Origin of the sequence: Paenibacillus piscarius, assembly GCF_022234545.1 — a bacterium.
GTDB classification, from domain to species: domain Bacteria; phylum Bacillota; class Bacilli; order Paenibacillales; family Paenibacillaceae; genus Paenibacillus_AQ; species Paenibacillus_AQ piscarius.
In genome coordinates this window covers 17351-32887 of the sequence record NZ_JAIEUI010000038.1, presented here as the reverse complement: position 1 = coordinate 32887, position 15537 = coordinate 17351, and the positions used below count along the sequence as shown (strand labels likewise).

The following is a 15537-nucleotide window of genomic DNA, read 5'->3' as shown; positions in this document are numbered from 1 at the left end:
GGTTGTCGTCGTGGACACCATTTATCATAAGGAGGTGCTCGTTAAATTTCAAAGCCCAAATTTAAGGAGATACAGGAATGCTTTTTCTTCAATTAAATTTTTCAATTTACCAATATTTGTTTGGATAGCTACACCATAGTCTTCCCCATATATTTTCCATAGTGCATATGATTCAGCTTGGAAGGATGTCCAACAGCTTATAAATGTCGTAGATTTATATGACTTATACATATTTATTGTTTCTTCTGCTAAACCAACTTTTGTTACTTCTCTACCTATAAATTTAGAAATAATAGCATACAAATCCACATTAAAAAAATCTTTATCAAATAGTTCCTTCTTAGCCGCTTCTGGCATTTCTCCTTCAAGTGGATCTTCAAACTTATCTGCCCTAGTAAAAAAAATCGAACTATTCGTTAATAAACTCATGAATTTAGGTAAGTTCATATATCTACAGATTTTCAGTTCCTCATCTACTTCGAATTTTTGTAATTCTTTCAACATTATTTCTTCTATTCGTTCAGTGGTTAGTTTAGCCATAAAAAGGTCCCCCCTCAAAAAAAACCAGCAACCAATTAAGGTGACGGGGTATTTTCCGATGCTTTCGGTCTGCACGAATTGATGCTACAGATCCTGTAAATCACCTTATCACGATTGTAATTATTTGCAATTACTTTTTTGATTAGTCCCTAGATAGTTGAAGTATCTTTTACAAATCCAGCATACATATTATGATTTACGAGTGCGACTTAGCATATATTTATTAGGTTTTCGTGGGGTCTGTTGGGCAATAAATCGTGTGTTTTAAGCGTATTGTTACTTCTAAAGTTTTGTTGCTATTGGCTCTTGTTAGAAGATTGGTTAGAAGTTTCACTAATACTTATTAAGAATATAAGGTGTTATGCTTAAAATCAGTCCTAAAAACTTCTATTTGCCCTTTTAGCTGAACCTCTAGGTGAGAGGTTTCGTATTGCCAATTAGTTTTTTGAGTTATTGAGAAGTAACGGACGTCTGGGCAATCAATCATATATATGTATCCGCTCGGTGAATCAACGTATTCTTCTGCTTCCTCGATGATTAGATTCCAATCGGTATTCGGTTTAATTATGTCGGGGATTACCAATGTTTTAAACTTCTCTGGACGGAAGACAGCATTTGCAAGCGCCACACTAGCATTATTTGTTGCGAAGGCTTTACCAGAAATGATATCTCCAAAAACTGACCCTTCAGGAAGATCCATAGTCGTTCCACAAAGTAGTACACGATGTTCATCAACCAATTTTTGCAAATCTATTTCGACATCATCAATCATATAAATCGGCTGATAGCCCCACGAGATTCTAACCCCTGCTTGAAGATCACGATAAGCGCGCATATTTTTCCCCCTAATAATCTTTTTTGTAGATTGTATTTTTTATTAGTACCACGCTAGAGAAAGGACCTTGGAATCCCGACAACGTGCTACTTTAGTTTATCTGTCAATTCTTTAACTTCGACTCTTTCAGTAGAATCAAAGTCTTCTTTAAAAGCTTCTGAAAGTCTTAGGGCAGCAATTCTACTAGTATTTGCTCTTGTTTCAAACTGAATTAAAAAATCTTGAGCCTCCCGAAGCTGATAATCGATTGATTTTGATTTTTTAAGAGATTTCAAACCATTAACTTCATTTTGTTTACTTTCTGCCATACTTGCATATGACTCATAATCGATAACCTGTATTCGAATTTGTTCTATGATTTTCGATGATAGTGACAAACAAACTCCCCCTCTTTCTGGTATTATTTACAACTCAATCTTACCACATTCCTCTTAAATTCTACTAAAAAAGAAGACAGTGGAATGAATCATAGCCTTCAAGTAGACACTCAACAATGACCACATGGTATCATGAGGGTTGGAGTATACTCGAGTGGATTTTTCTAAGTCGAAAAAGGGTAAAATTGTAATATTTGTATTTATTATGTTCTGTATATTGAAGATATTAACTAAATATAAATTAACAAAAGTTCATATTGGAAAGAGAAGTAAGTTATTTTATCCAACATGCGTCTAGGTCGCATTCAAGATGGAAATCTAAGTAGGTAGTCCACTTAATAAATCTCTCCTAACACATAAAGTACAGTTTATTTGTACCATTCCATCTTAATTTCATCGATGCTTAATAACTTCCATTCTTCTTTCCAAATTTCCCAGTATGGAATGTCATTTGAAGAAGGTGGGTTTCTACACGGATCTATTTGTACAATAGATGGAAGAATGATTGATTCACCAATTAACAGAGCCTCGCCTGCTTTTAATGTTGGCATTTTATCAATTAGGGTTCCTAAAGTATCAGGTAAAAGTTTTTTCACATAACTTTGATCATTGGGATTTGTCAAACGCATTGCAATAAAATTATTACATTGTGAAAATATGGTTTCAGATATTTCTGAAGGCCTTTGACTTGCTAGTAGTAAAGTCACTCCATATTTTCTACCTTCTTTCGCAATTCTTTCTATAGATTTCTTAGAAGATCTAAATTTAGCTAAGTCGCTATTCGGTACATATTTATGTGCCTCTTCATACACGAGTAGAATAGGTATATCATTATTAATTTTTTCAGTAGCATTCTTCTTTGTTCTCAAACGTTTATAGAAGTAACCATATTCAAATATCATTCTTGAGATCAATGAAACGGTAATACTTAATACTTCGAAAGGAACTCCGCTAAGATCAATAACAGTAACATTTGTTTCCTTATCTTTTGTATAACCAAGTAATTGCTGCAATGTTTCTTCAAATGTAATCTTTTTAGATTTATCACCAAATAAAAAATCCAATCTGTTTTGGATAATCTTCGCTTGAAATCTTACGGAGAATTTATCCAGGGTTCCATCTGCATAATCTCCTTTGGAGATGTTCTGGCCTTTAGTGGGATGAAACTTTAATTCTCCGTCAAAATATTTCAAAAGTCGTTGCTCTTCGTTGAGACGAATCCCAGAATCAATCTTCGTACTACCGTCAACTAATGTATAAGAATCATCAATTATCATGTAATGGTCTGAGGCTTTATAATTTTTTATTTCATTCTTCAAGTTAATCAAAGCATTCATTATCTCATTAATATCAAAGAAAACTGGAGTGTCATAGAAAATTTTTGTATTTCCCGCATTATACTTCTTTTTATTTTCTGTGACCAAAGTTCTAAAAACAGATGATTGATTATAGTTGTCTCTCTCACCTGTATCAAGTAGTATTTCTTCTAATTCCTCACTATTTAATAACCAGTACGGTAAAGTAAGATTATTAATGTCGATGAAATTCGCATCTGGAAAAGCAGACTCATATTCGGAATGAATGTCGAATATAACCACATGAGAATTATTCAGAGAAAAACCCCCACTTTTTTCAGAAACTGCTTTTTGAATTATTGTTGATACTGTATGGGATTTACCAGATCCAGTTGAACCGACAACTGCAATATGCTTATTAAAGAACTTATTACCATTTACAGGTATCCGTACATTAAGGTTAGAAGACAACGATGCAAATGAGAACTTTTCAGTTTGTAAGATTGAATGTTCGTATATTTTCTTTATTTCATCTTCGGTAGCAGGCTCTACTTTTTTTGGTGGAATGGCTAGTGAATCTCCACCTCTTATGAACCTATCATTTTTAATAATTCCCAATGGATTTGCTTCAATAAGGTATTTTTTAGCTCCACTGTCGTTTACTTCAATTGAGAAGTTTTCAATAATTGCAATTAATACTACGTTATCGTTATCCGATACGCGCAAATATGAACCAACTTTTAATGACTCATCTGCAAGTCTAAAATCCTCAAGATTGTCAACAGAAATTTTTACCTTGTTTGGATATACAGAGATGACCTCAGCGTTTATTTTTTCAATTACATCAGACAATTAAATAACCTCCTTTATGTCATTAATTTCTTCGAATTGAATTTTAATATCTTTTATATTTGGATAATCTAGATTTAAAAACGGTAATTTTTTATAAAATTGATAACTCTCCTTTGTTCTTCTATTTTCATCAAATATTAATTTGACATACTCAATTTTATTAATGATTTTCAGTCTAATTTGATTTTCATAATTCGGAGTTTTAATAATGGATTTTGGGTTAAACGGAGCCCCCTGAAAATCAAATCCATCAATAGTAATAAATCCTTCTGAGTACATTTCTCTTTTCAATTCAATTAACTCTTGTTCAGGTATATTATGTATGTAAACGTATGGGCAGTATGGATTGCTTTCTCTCTTAGATATTTTCGACCATTTTTTCGATATTGAGAATAATAATTCTTTTAGTTCAGACCTCAAATAGTTCTGATTTGAAACTTCAACAAAGAAGAATCTTTCAAATGGGGAAGTATTTAAATTGGCGAAGTATTTGCTCCTTAAATCCGAAAGGAAGATTTTTTTACTTTTAAATTTCACAAACCACTCGTTAAAAAGTACTGTTTGATTATTTATTTTATTCAAAAAATCACCTTTGGTTATTTCTCTTTCTGTTATATTTGAATTGACTGCTACATCCTTAATTACTTTAAGTGCATTGTTGTAATAATAAAATTCGGCTTCAAAAGAAGAACAATTGAATTGTTTTTCTAATTGACCGATAATGTTTGAAAATTGAGTATTATAATCAGAGGCATTAATGTTTATAGAAAGGACTAAAAGAAACTCTTCCAGATCATTATCCGTTAGATCTAGGTCAATGTGATGAGAGTATTTAATATTGTCGTTGGTATAATTTAAGAAGTTCTCTTTCAAAAAGGTTATATTAATTGGGAGAACTAGTTTGTCTTGTCCCTTTTTGAAATGACCATATAAAGTATAATTCACTTTATTCGCTAAGCCATCTTTCACCTTTTTATAATGATTAAGCATGAATCTAATAGGTTTGGCAATAACTGAGTGATTATATTCTGTTTTAGCATAATACTTACATTGAACTGCCTCTTCATCTGAGGTAGTTTTAATATCAACATCTTCTATTCCTTCTACAACAATTGCATCAGTATCATTCTTTAATTCTAATAATTTTGAAATTGTATAATCAAATTGATAAAAATAACCACGAATAGTATCAATAGCCTCTCTATTTTTCATATACCCAAAACCTCCAGCATGTTTGATATATTTTTTTATATTTCTAAGGAATGTATCATGATGTACTTTATATCATTAAATCATGTTAAGTTATTTGAGCGAATCAAAAAGACAAAAACCGCCCTGCCAGCCTAAGCTAACAGGGCGGTTGCGCTGATACTTTCGGACTACACGCCGGTGCTTCCGATCCGTGTAGCTTCACATTAACACGATTGTAACAATCTGTAAATCGACAATTTGTAGTCATAAAGTGCCTACAGTCCATAGCAAGCCGAAGTCAGAAATGGTGCCAATGGCACAGAGATTTGGGTCTCTACTGACAGCAACTTTCTTCCTCCCAAATACAGAAAAACAAAAATACACATCAACAATAGAGTGACCACCACTCGTTCCAGGCCGATACATAATCCAAGCAGTGCAACTAACTTCACGTCACCTGCCCCTAACGAGCGGGGGCTGATCATGAAGATCAGGAACAACACTGCGCCTGGGACCAGTCCCCATAAATATTCCGGGCTGAATCCTATCCTGAGCACTAGCAATGATAAAATTGCTGGGTACGTTAGCTTATTGGAGATCCGCCGCTCCGTGATATCCGTGTAGCTGAACCAGCAGCAAAGCATGATTAAGAATATTATCAGCAACATATTTCCTGTGGCCATCAATCCATACTCCTAGGTCCGGAAATAGCAGTTGCAGGCCACAGATCACGATTACCTCCAGCAGTGTACATAAGTTAGATGTCATGTTTTCCTCCTCATATGAGCTTTCTCGTTACTTCACAAGTAAAACCCCATCAGGAACGATGGGGTCAGCTGCTTTCTTTTTATTTTGTCCATCTGACATTCTGCACATAATCATACATGCTGCCAAAGATCTCTACTTGCTTAGTGATACAATTCGCTAAACTATGTATCCCTACAGGATCGGTGGAAATTTTCATCCGGTAAAATCCATCTGTAGCTGTCACAGAGATAAATTTTTGGTTCTGATAGACATTACCGGAACCGGTGATCCCTGTAACAATACTTCATTCCCCAATGATCATCTCTAGATTCCCCCCTAAGTTTTCCCGTGAAAAATAATCAGTGAGTTTGAATCAGACATACATTTTAATCAAGTACTGAAAGCAAAAGGTTTGCCCAAAACCAGACCCCGATACCGCATAGCGAGCCAGTAACCAATCGTCTGACGTTAGTACTTTCCCGATGCCTCCCGTATTGTATCCACCCGTCCCACAACATAGGTGAAGTGAAAAGAATGGCAGCCATACCTATACCTATTACGTTGCCTCCCCACTGGAAGTAATCTATCTGCATCGCGAGATGGATTGCGGCGCAGATAATCGTACTTCCGACCACACTAGTACATCTCCAGCACAATGGAAAGCAAAAATCACCAATATGCGGGGCGCGCGCTGGCTTCCCATTGCAGAGCGGAATGACACCAAAGTCCTGACGTACACCGATTAACCATTTTCTAAATTCCATAAGTACTTATCCCTTTCACAATTAACGGCTGTTCAATTTCGCGCAGCAGCCTGCAATGACAAGAACGACGATGATGAATGCAATAATATAGAGCATATCTTTATACAACTCCCAAGTATGTTTTCCATTCTTTTTCAAAGTCGATATTCATATCAAAAGCTGTATTAATTTTTTGAAGATCCTCTTGCACGGAGTCAGTATGTGGATTAATCCGCTGTAGATGCAGTTTCGCCTCCTCAATTTCGGCAGCAACTTCTTGTAACTTCCTTTCCGCTTCTTCCCTATTTGATGCGCTTAGATTACCAATGCTCTGTATGTACAACTGATTTTCCCGCTGAATGACCTGCTGGATATTCGTTAGCAGTAGGCCATGGCGAACATTAAACAGGTCAGCATGCTCCAAGACTAACATAATAAGGTTTGTGCAGATGACGGTAGTGATTACTTGGAGCGGCAGTAGAAGCGGCTCAGGAATCGCAAACTGGCGCTCTACATACTCAAACAACAGTTCAAGCACGAATGAAGTTACGCTCACAGACAGCAGCTGAAAGACGGAGTCTGCCTTCTGGCTTGGGGTCGCAAGTTTGTCTCCAATTACTTTAGCCGCATCCACAACAGCCAGAACAAGATTCTTCAGCAGCTTGAGCATTTTCTGAATGGTCGACTTTACTACGTTGAGGAGTATATCGAAAAACGATTTTAGAAATTTTTTCAATCCCTGGCTCACCAAGTTATTGAATATTGTACCAAGTTTAGAGAAGACGTACTTAACAACACGCTCTCCCGCTTTTTCGAGCTTATGCAATGCCTCTTTCAGATTAACCTTCTTATCCTGTAAAATCATTCTAAGCTCGTAAATTAGTGGTGGTACCGTATAATAGATGACCTGGCCAGCCAACATTTTACCGAGTGATTTTGCGGTATGCTTGGCAGCGTCCTTCGACACTTTCTTATAGTCAGTTTCCTTCAAAATCTTTTTACTTTCAGCGTTTTGCGATCTACGATAATTCTTCACCAGTTCCGCCTTTACATGTTTCGGGACTTTGCCTTCATCATCAAGGTAACCAGCTTCCTTCATCTTCTTTTTCGCTTCATCAGGAAGGTGCGTCCAACGATTCTCAATGGCTTCTGCTATTTGGTGAGAAGTTGCTTTATGTGTAATATCGATTTTCTCGTATCTCACACCATCAGAGTCCTTCACTTTTACGTTCACTTCAACCTTGACATCGCCCTTGGATTGATTTGCAGTTTTGAACATCATTGTAAAGTTATCTGAGGAGTTATAGAATTCTTTAATCCGTTCCTCCGCACCCTCTTTCAAATAGCGATTGTACACATATGCAGTACTCAAAGCTTGCGTATGCTCCACATGTAATTGACTCACTTGTTCCCCACGTGAATTTTTTTTCGAGGTCTCTGTCTTATCAGTGTAGTCATCTTTCATAGTCCCGTTAGCATGGCGGTCTGAACGGTACTGCAGCTTACCTTTATGAATCATGTTTCGATCTTTATAGTGAGATTTCAGCTTACCGTTCTCGTTCTCAAACTTCTCTTTTTCGAAGAGCTTTTGCTTTGAACTTTCTAAATCGTTCATAATTGCTACTAGCGTTGTGGAGCTCTCAAGGTCATTATAATTAAATATCGACTTCCGTAGCGCGTTAGTCTCCATCAGTGGATCATACTCGCTGTCGTACTTAAACTTTAAAATTCGTTCCATCAGTTGATCGGCAGTAACATAATAATCTGAGGTATCAAAAAAGTTACGGACGAGTTCGCCGGCGAGATCACGACCACAGTTATTAATAAGCTTTGAACCGAAATTGTTGGTCAACAACCCTTTCATCTCCGAATTAATCTGTGTGATAGCAGAGGTGTACAACTTCTGCTCCTGTTCCAGCAGCGTTGTTCTTGCATCTATTACTTTTCGCAGAGACATTTTTTCCTCCTCAATCTATTCGATATTTTTCCAGCTGGATTGTCTGCTCTGTAATGATTCTGCCATAATCAGAGACAGCTTCTCGTTCTACGTCGTGCGACTCATTGGTAAGTAGTTTTGTTAACACAGGAGAGTCGTAAATTTTTGAGGAAACGACGAAGAAAAGAAACGCATTCTTCACAAATCGATAATGATTCTTATAGCGTCCTGAAACTAACACCCCAGCATCCATCTCAGCAGATACCGACAATTCCCGGTTTGAAAGGACTTGATTTTTGATTTCTTCACATTGTAGGAATGCATGGATGAGCTGGAGCTCCGGTAGAACTTTAGTCTCAATCGTGTCTGCAATCATTTCTACACTTTCTTGGTAAATTTCTAAAATATGTATATCTTCTTGCACAAAACGAAATTTCAAATTTCCAAGCTCTAACGTACGATTCCCGTTCGTCTTAAACTCTTCGATTCGCTGTACTGCCTCTACATTCACTTTCTTTGTCTCCCGACGTACACCAATAATCCCCTTAAAGAAGGTTTTTGAGAAAATATCATCTTTACTCCAATCGATCGTCTCGATATAGCTCTCGACCGTTTCCAGATGCTTACTCGGCATGTGGACAGGATCAATTCTCGCTTCAGGTGCAAAACGTTCGACGGCCTTGATATTGCCCAACTGTGAAAGCCCACCCCCTAAAAAAGCGAGGTTTTTCTTTACAGTAGTATTTCGGTATTTGTTCAGTTTCTCAATCCGATTATTAAATTGGTTAATCTCATCGTTAATGCGTTCGACTATTCGGCTGATTTTCTCACTATACGATGCGTACACTTCTTTAAAGCTCATAACCAGTTCTCTTCGTTCAGACTCCCCTGTAAATCCTTGGACTGCGGAAGCCGCACGATCCAGAATTCGATCCGCTGTTCGTTTTAACTGATCAATCATTGTCTTTTCCCCCGTAGTACACGAATTCCTTATGGCGCGTCCGATCCTTGCAAGCCGTAATGATTCCATCCTCGACAAGGAATTCGAATCGATCATCTTTTTGAATTATAAAACTGTGCGCGTGCCCTTCTATCTGAAACTTGCCCGCATCCGACATATACGCCTTATCAATTTTCACCGAAGTCTTTTTTCGGATAAACATGATCGCGACTACGATAAGTAAGAGGATAACCAGAAAAGCAATCGTCATCTATTCCCACGCTCCTATGAGAGATAAAAACATTAATAGTAAATTTTATATTAAAAATTTATCTTGAATAATGTAAATTTTCAATTGAAGTAGAAGTTAATATAAGAATCGAGATAAGGACATTAAATCTTCAAATAATTGAATTCTTAGTTGCCAATAACTTTTTTAATAGCTCCTTCAATTTCTTAAATTTTTAATTAATATCAAAAAAATCGTCCTGCCAGCCTAAGCCAACAGGGCGATCGCGCCGATACTTTCGGACTACACGCCGGTGCTTCCGATCCGTGTAGCTTCACATTAACATGATTGTAACAATCTGTAAATCGACAATTTGTAGTCATAAAGTAACTACGGCCCATATCAACCTAACGGTCAGAAATGGTGCCAATGGCACAGAGATCTGGGTCTCTACTGACAGCAACTTTCTTCCTCCCAAATACAGAAAAACAAAAATACACATCAACAATAGAGTGACCACCGCTCGTTCCGCCACCAACTTCACATCACCGGCCCCCAACGCTCGTGGGCTGATCATGAAGATCAGGAACAACAATGCGCCTGGGGCGAGCCCCAATAAGTATTCAGGGCTGAATCCTATCCTGAGCACTAGCAATGATAAAATTGCTGGGTACGTTAGCTTATTGGAGATCCGCCGCTCCGTGATATCCGTGTAGCTGAACCAGCAGCAAAGCATAATTAGGGATACTATCAGCAACATATTTACTGTGGCCATCAATCTATACTCCTAGTTGCGGAAATAGCAGATGCAGGCCGCAAATCACGATCACCTCCAGCAATGTACATAAGTTAGTTATCATGTTTTCCTCCTTCATACGAGAATTCTCGTTACTTCACAAGTAAAACCCCAGCGAAAACGATGGGGTTAGATGTTTACTGTTTATTTGGTTCGTCTAACATTCTGCACATCATCATACATTCTTCCATAGTTTTCTACTTGCTTCGTGATACAAGTCACTAAGCTATACATTCCTGTAAGATCGGTGGAAATTTTATTTCGGTAATAGCCATCTGTAGCTGTCACTGAGATGAATTTCCGGTAGAGTTATTCAGCTTTTCGTGCTGCCGGTGCTGCCCCGATATATGCCGGAGAACCAGAATACTCTCGAAAACTTGATCGAGACGGTGAAGGCGATGCGTGTGAATAGATTTAACCCCGAATAAATTATCCGGGGTTTTATTATGTACTAAAGCCGTTTTTAATTATGCGCCCCAGCTCTGCGGTATACTTGGTAAGTCGTAAGCTTATCTCAGTGCGCATCACATCCCGTGTGAGTCCAAACCGCTCCTCGTAACCACGGCAAAAGACTTTATGATATATGACGAAATCGGTCTGTTCGTCTAGGACAAAACGGATGTTTCTTTGCTTCAGCTCCTTCTGAAGTCTTTGAGTATCCTGCATGACCTTTCTTTGGATGGCCTCACCGGCTAGCAGGCAAGCCCGCTTAAGGATGCTGCTGGAGTGCTCCAGTTCCCGCAGACTCTTGGTGACCATCGTATCTATATGAGGTAACAAGATCAGATCCCTTATCATATTCCGCTCTTCAGCAGTGAGCATCCTATTACTGCCACCAGCCACCTGTTCCGCTTTCACATACGCCTGAACGTGCTCCGTCATGAGCATCTTAGTCTTCCAACGCTCGTTGCCATCCAACTCACTCATAGCAACCACCTAATGGTATAGCCAGTAATCCATATTATCGCCACGCTGCGCCGTCTGTGCCCCTCCCTGCGGTGTTGAATCATATGATACATGGCGTTCCCCCCTCCACTATTACCGCTGTCTGAATGGGCTTTCCCGCATCCCATACTATATAATGCTCTGCCGCCAGCACTTTAAAACCTTTGATCACATCCGCCGGTCGCCGCCCGCTTAATCGTCCCAGCTCCCGGATCGTAGGCATCCTTTTAAAGTGATACTTAAACTGCACAATGATCCGCAGCAGCTTGCGTGGGGTATCTTCAAACAAGCTGCCGCTCCGGTACCGGACGCCACGATAGGATGCTGGCGGTCAAGAACACAAGGGGCTGACCGGTGCTCAGACAGGTAGCCCGAATCCGGCCGTCCCGCATCCCGCACACCTCAATTTTCCGTTGTGTGATCTTGCCCGCTTTGTCCAGGTAGATCATTTCTATGGTTTGGCCGATGCTCATTTTCATGACTGATCGCCTCCGAATCAAATAAGAACATTTGTTTGTATTATACTCAAACAAATGTTCTCTAATCAATCATGATTATATCCCTATCTTCCCATAATTATGTACATTTAAAGTTTTCAATCTATATATCCCAAATATAAGAATTATTGTTTAGACATATCCCAATTATTGCCTTAGGATAGTCCAGGCAACTGAATACAAATTAATCTACGAAAGGGGAAATAGGACTGTTAGGTGACTAGTACATAGAAAAATTTCTGAATGAAGAATTTAAAAAATATTGTGAGGTGTGTTTATTGAAGAAGTTATTATTAATCATCGTTTTACTGTTTGCGGCGCTGCCTGTGCAGGGAGCTTTTGCTGCTTATACAGCGCCTGCTGATATAACAGTGTATGTGGACCTTGGAGCGCAATATAGCCTGAGTAATAATTTTGTTATTTCTGGTTCTGGTAAATATACAAAAATCGTTACGTATACAGCTGCTATGAAAAATGTTTTGACAGTGGGAGATGGGACACAATCATATAATTTACCTCTTACATTTACCAATTCATACCCGGGTACATCTCGGTTTATTGCTTTGACTCTGTTGGAAGGTGCTAGTTTAGATAGTGTGTCTGTCGTTGCTCCAACGAGTGGTACATTGGTTAAAATAACTAATTTCACAACTACAATGCCAACGCCAGTACCGACTGCAACGCCAACGCCAACTCCTACACCTACACCTATCGCTACACCTAAACCTACACCAACAGCAACACCTGAACCAACACCAAGCCCTACTCCAACACCGGCATTAAAACCGACTCTTGATGTAGTCATTGCTCCAGAAAAGGTTGGTTTAGGCAAAGAATTTACAGCTGATGTATCCCTAAAAAATGTGAAGAATATTTATGCTGAAGACTTTGAAGTAAAGTACGACAAAGAGCACTTGCAATATCTCGGATTTGAAGAGGTAACCGGCTATAAGGTATACAATAATCCCGTTGATAAAAACGGCGCTGTCCGTTTTGTTGTAGCCAGCCAAGGTGAAGAATACGGCATCAACGAAGACACCGTTGTTGTAAAACTCAAGTTTAAGGCCAAAGCCAAAGGTACAGCCATTGTCGATGCAACCAAAGCGCGAATTGCTGATACTGAAGAGGAATATGACCTGGAGAAAGATAACTGTCTGGAAGACAGTGTAATCATCGAGGCAACGGATGTGAACAAGTCAGGGACGTACACCCTTGTAGACCTTGCGATTGATGCCAGGTACTTCAAGTATTTTGCGCCTGATGTTGATCCGGTAAAGTATAATGCTCAACAAGCCGGTGATGAATATGTGAATGATGATGACCTGCTCTTTATTGTTGATCAAATTCTAAACAATCCAGATTATCTGCCTAATACTTAATTATACAAAATAAGCCCGTCAGACTTTTAAGGTTGGCGGGTTATTTTTCACGAATTTATTAATCTCCAATATAAGAAATAAAGTTTAGTCATAGTTCAATTCTTCGCACATTTCATTCAAATATAAAGGTGGTATTTAAAAGTGCCAAAACCGTTTAAGATTATTATTTCATCTTTATCAGTCATGCTAGTCATTGCAATACTCTCCTCTATAATCACCCCGTTATCGACATCAGCTGAAGAAAGCTCAGCACCCAAAAACTTGATTCCTATCATGACATCGAACGATGCTCCTACCGGGCATGCAACTGCTAGTAGCGTTTGGGTTAGTGGTGATGGAGTAGCTCACCACCAACCGTTTAGACTTTTTGATGGAGATTTAACCGATGTCGGTTGGTCTACTAGCCAAGGTAATACATCAGGATGGGTTGCTTATGAATTTGATCGCCCGGTTGTAGTCAACCAATATGCATTAATGTCTCGCCCTTGGATTGAGCAAGCTGATTTTAAAGGTGAATCACCTAAAGATTTTACTTTCGACGCATGGGACGGAAAAAACTGGATTACACTCAATTCTGAAATGAATATAACAGACTGGAAACCAAACGTAAAAAAAGCATTTTCTTTCACTAACGAAAATCCTTATACAAAGTATAGATTAAATATTATAAATAATAATGGTTTATCAGGCTTCACTGCATTAGGCGAAATGGAAATGTACCGTACTGTTACCGCAACACCTGAACCGACTGCACTTCCTACGCCATCTCCAACACCTACTCCAGATACGTCATCTGGTGATCGCGCATTACTGACCATCGAGCTTACAACTGGTGCTGAAAAGGAATACGATCTGCCTATTTCTGAAGTGAATACTTTCCTCACTTGGTACGACTCAGCGAACGGATCTGCTCGGTTCGGAATTAACAAGCACGACAATAACAAAGGGCCATTCAGCAAACGAACTGAATACGTAATACATGATAAGATCCTAACCTTTGAAGTAAGTGAGTATACAGCTCAATAAACAAAAAAGAGACCCGTCAGGTATACGCCCGGCGGGTTATTTTATGTATACTCTAAATTCAAATCGATCTTATCTAAAACAGTTGCATGCTTTATTAACCTTACCTGAATGATAACCTTCTACTATTCCGCCATAATCATTGATTTTTCCTTCTGGGTAATCAATATAATGGTACCAGATAAATACTCGCATTTGTGACATGGACTCAATCATGAAGTCTGCATCAGTCTCCAAAATTTTGTATGTATTTCAATGTGTAATCCCAGTTCACTTACCAGAATGTCGCTTTAACTTTCCAGCGGGTTTTTTTAAAACTTGCAAATTTAACAGCAATATTACCTCCAGCAACCTTTGCTAAGGACAGCTCTAAATCTGCGTTTACTCCAAAATCATTATCATAAATAATATCCATTTCAACTTGTTCCAAACCATGCCTAATGACTCCGTCCACAACTTTCTGCCACAAAGTTTCTGATTGGTACCATATATATTCAGACGAGACAACGTGTCGTTCTAATGTTTCAGGTTTTTTGTACTCCCCTCTATACATATTTTTTCTCTCAACTCTACTATCTTTCTCAAAATCCGCATTTACATTAATGCCATCTTTTTGGAAACCAGCTTTAGTTTTTATTTCTTTAGAATACCCTTCCATACACTCAACTAATAGGCTTTTCGGTTTTAGTTCAGTTAAAAGAGCAATGGCTTCATTATATTTTTCCTCAAACAATATAGTATGGAATTTGGCTGCAGGAATATATACAGCATCATTGTGTGGACTTTTAATGTAAAATGTATTTTTTTCGGGACTAATTATTCCCTTCCATTTCAGGAAGCTAGATGCATGATTAATTGGAACTTCAACATAGGAAAAACCATCAGTTCCTTTACTCTGCAACAATTTATTAATGCTCATAATATCAGTTGCACTTACCAATAAAGCTGCTCCAATAGGAGAAATTAAAGTTAATGCAGCCCTTCCGACTAATCTCCCTCCAACCCCGATTCCCGCTGCCTTGCTAGCCTTTTTTATTTTTTCGATATTTGATTGTTTTTTTGAGTCTATCGACTTAATCTCACTGTAATCTCCTACTTTAATAATAATCCTATCTCCTGGATCAATATCAAGAATCGTTTCCACTCTATCTCCCCCTAACAATTAATTCATAATCAATATAAATATATTGGAACATTATGTATATGTGTCAA

At 38.2% G+C, this 15537-nt stretch carries 16 protein-coding genes and 1 pseudogene; 3 read left to right on the top strand and 14 right to left on the bottom strand.

What is annotated here, in order from left to right; all coding sequences use genetic code 11:
• Positions 1-48 precede the first annotated feature (48 nt).
• The 11 genes from K1558_RS32045 to K1558_RS33275 all read right to left on the bottom strand — a co-directional run bounded on the left by K1558_RS32045 (position 49) and on the right by K1558_RS33275 (position 10421).
• On the bottom strand, positions 49-540 hold the full coding sequence (locus K1558_RS32045) for a hypothetical protein (protein WP_238656071.1): 492 nt from the start codon (positions 538-540) through the stop codon (positions 49-51).
• A gap of 343 nt (positions 541-883) precedes the next feature.
• Positions 884-1375, bottom strand: a complete 492-nt coding sequence (locus K1558_RS32040) for a hypothetical protein (protein ID WP_238656070.1) — start codon at positions 1373-1375, stop codon at positions 884-886.
• 86 nt (positions 1376-1461) lie between these two features.
• Positions 1462-1752 carry a hypothetical protein gene (locus tag K1558_RS32035; protein ID WP_238656068.1) on the bottom strand — a complete coding sequence of 97 codons (291 nt, stop codon included), beginning with the start codon at positions 1750-1752 and terminating at the stop codon, positions 1462-1464.
• Between the two features lie 368 nt (positions 1753-2120).
• A complete protein-coding gene (herA, locus tag K1558_RS32030) occupies positions 2121-3899 on the bottom strand; it encodes an anti-phage-associated helicase HerA (RefSeq protein ID WP_238656066.1) in 1779 nt (592 codons plus the stop codon).
• Positions 3900-5111, bottom strand: a complete 1212-nt coding sequence (locus K1558_RS32025; RefSeq protein ID WP_238656064.1) for a DUF4297 family anti-phage-associated protein — start codon at positions 5109-5111, stop codon at positions 3900-3902.
• Positions 5112-5365: 254 nt separating this feature from the next.
• Entirely contained in the window at positions 5366-5773 is a 408-nt protein-coding gene (locus tag K1558_RS32020; protein WP_238656062.1) for an A24 family peptidase, read from the bottom strand.
• Between the two features lie 450 nt (positions 5774-6223).
• On the bottom strand, positions 6224-6601 hold the full coding sequence (locus tag K1558_RS33280; protein ID WP_420800495.1) for a DUF2085 domain-containing protein: 378 nt from the start codon (positions 6599-6601) through the stop codon (positions 6224-6226).
• Positions 6602-6701: 100 nt separating this feature from the next.
• A complete protein-coding gene (locus K1558_RS32015) occupies positions 6702-8537 on the bottom strand; it encodes a hypothetical protein (protein WP_238656060.1) in 1836 nt (611 codons plus the stop codon).
• 10 nt (positions 8538-8547) lie between these two features.
• Positions 8548-9477, bottom strand: a complete 930-nt coding sequence (locus K1558_RS32010; protein ID WP_238656058.1) for a hypothetical protein — start codon at positions 9475-9477, stop codon at positions 8548-8550.
• A complete protein-coding gene (locus K1558_RS32005) occupies positions 9470-9727 on the bottom strand; it encodes a hypothetical protein (protein ID WP_238656056.1) in 258 nt (85 codons plus the stop codon). Before K1558_RS32005 ends, K1558_RS32010 begins: the two co-directional genes overlap by 8 nt.
• 337 nt (positions 9728-10064) lie before the next feature.
• Entirely contained in the window at positions 10065-10421 is a 357-nt protein-coding gene (locus K1558_RS33275; protein ID WP_420800496.1) for a prepilin peptidase, read from the bottom strand.
• Positions 10422-10806: 385 nt separating this feature from the next.
• Between K1558_RS33275 and K1558_RS32000 the strand changes: the two are divergent.
• Positions 10807-10893 (top strand): annotated as a pseudogene (locus K1558_RS32000) (excalibur calcium-binding domain-containing protein); the annotation flags it as partial.
• Positions 10894-10925: 32 nt separating this feature from the next.
• Here K1558_RS32000 and K1558_RS31995 read toward each other — a convergent pair.
• Both K1558_RS31995 and K1558_RS31990 read right to left on the bottom strand, forming a co-directional pair.
• Complete coding sequence (locus K1558_RS31995) at positions 10926-11408, bottom strand: YhjD family protein (protein ID WP_238656054.1); 483 nt, start codon at positions 11406-11408, stop codon at positions 10926-10928.
• A gap of 299 nt (positions 11409-11707) precedes the next feature.
• Positions 11708-11905 (bottom strand): hypothetical protein, encoded by a 198-nt coding sequence (locus K1558_RS31990; protein WP_238656052.1) that lies wholly within the window; start codon positions 11903-11905, stop codon positions 11708-11710.
• A 296-nt stretch (positions 11906-12201) separates the two neighbouring features.
• Between K1558_RS31990 and K1558_RS31985 the strand changes: the two genes are divergently transcribed.
• Together K1558_RS31985 and K1558_RS31980 are read left to right on the top strand one after the other, a co-directional pair.
• Positions 12202-13302 (top strand): cohesin domain-containing protein, encoded by a 1101-nt coding sequence (locus K1558_RS31985; protein ID WP_238656050.1) that lies wholly within the window; start codon positions 12202-12204, stop codon positions 13300-13302.
• 141 nt (positions 13303-13443) lie between these two features.
• Positions 13444-14328, top strand: a complete 885-nt coding sequence (locus K1558_RS31980) for a discoidin domain-containing protein (protein WP_238656048.1) — start codon at positions 13444-13446, stop codon at positions 14326-14328.
• A 271-nt stretch (positions 14329-14599) separates the two neighbouring features.
• On the opposite strand, the gene K1558_RS31975 is transcribed toward K1558_RS31980, so the two are convergent.
• Complete coding sequence (locus tag K1558_RS31975) at positions 14600-15469, bottom strand: hypothetical protein (RefSeq protein ID WP_238656046.1); 870 nt, start codon at positions 15467-15469, stop codon at positions 14600-14602.
• Positions 15470-15537: the final 68 nt, after the last annotated feature.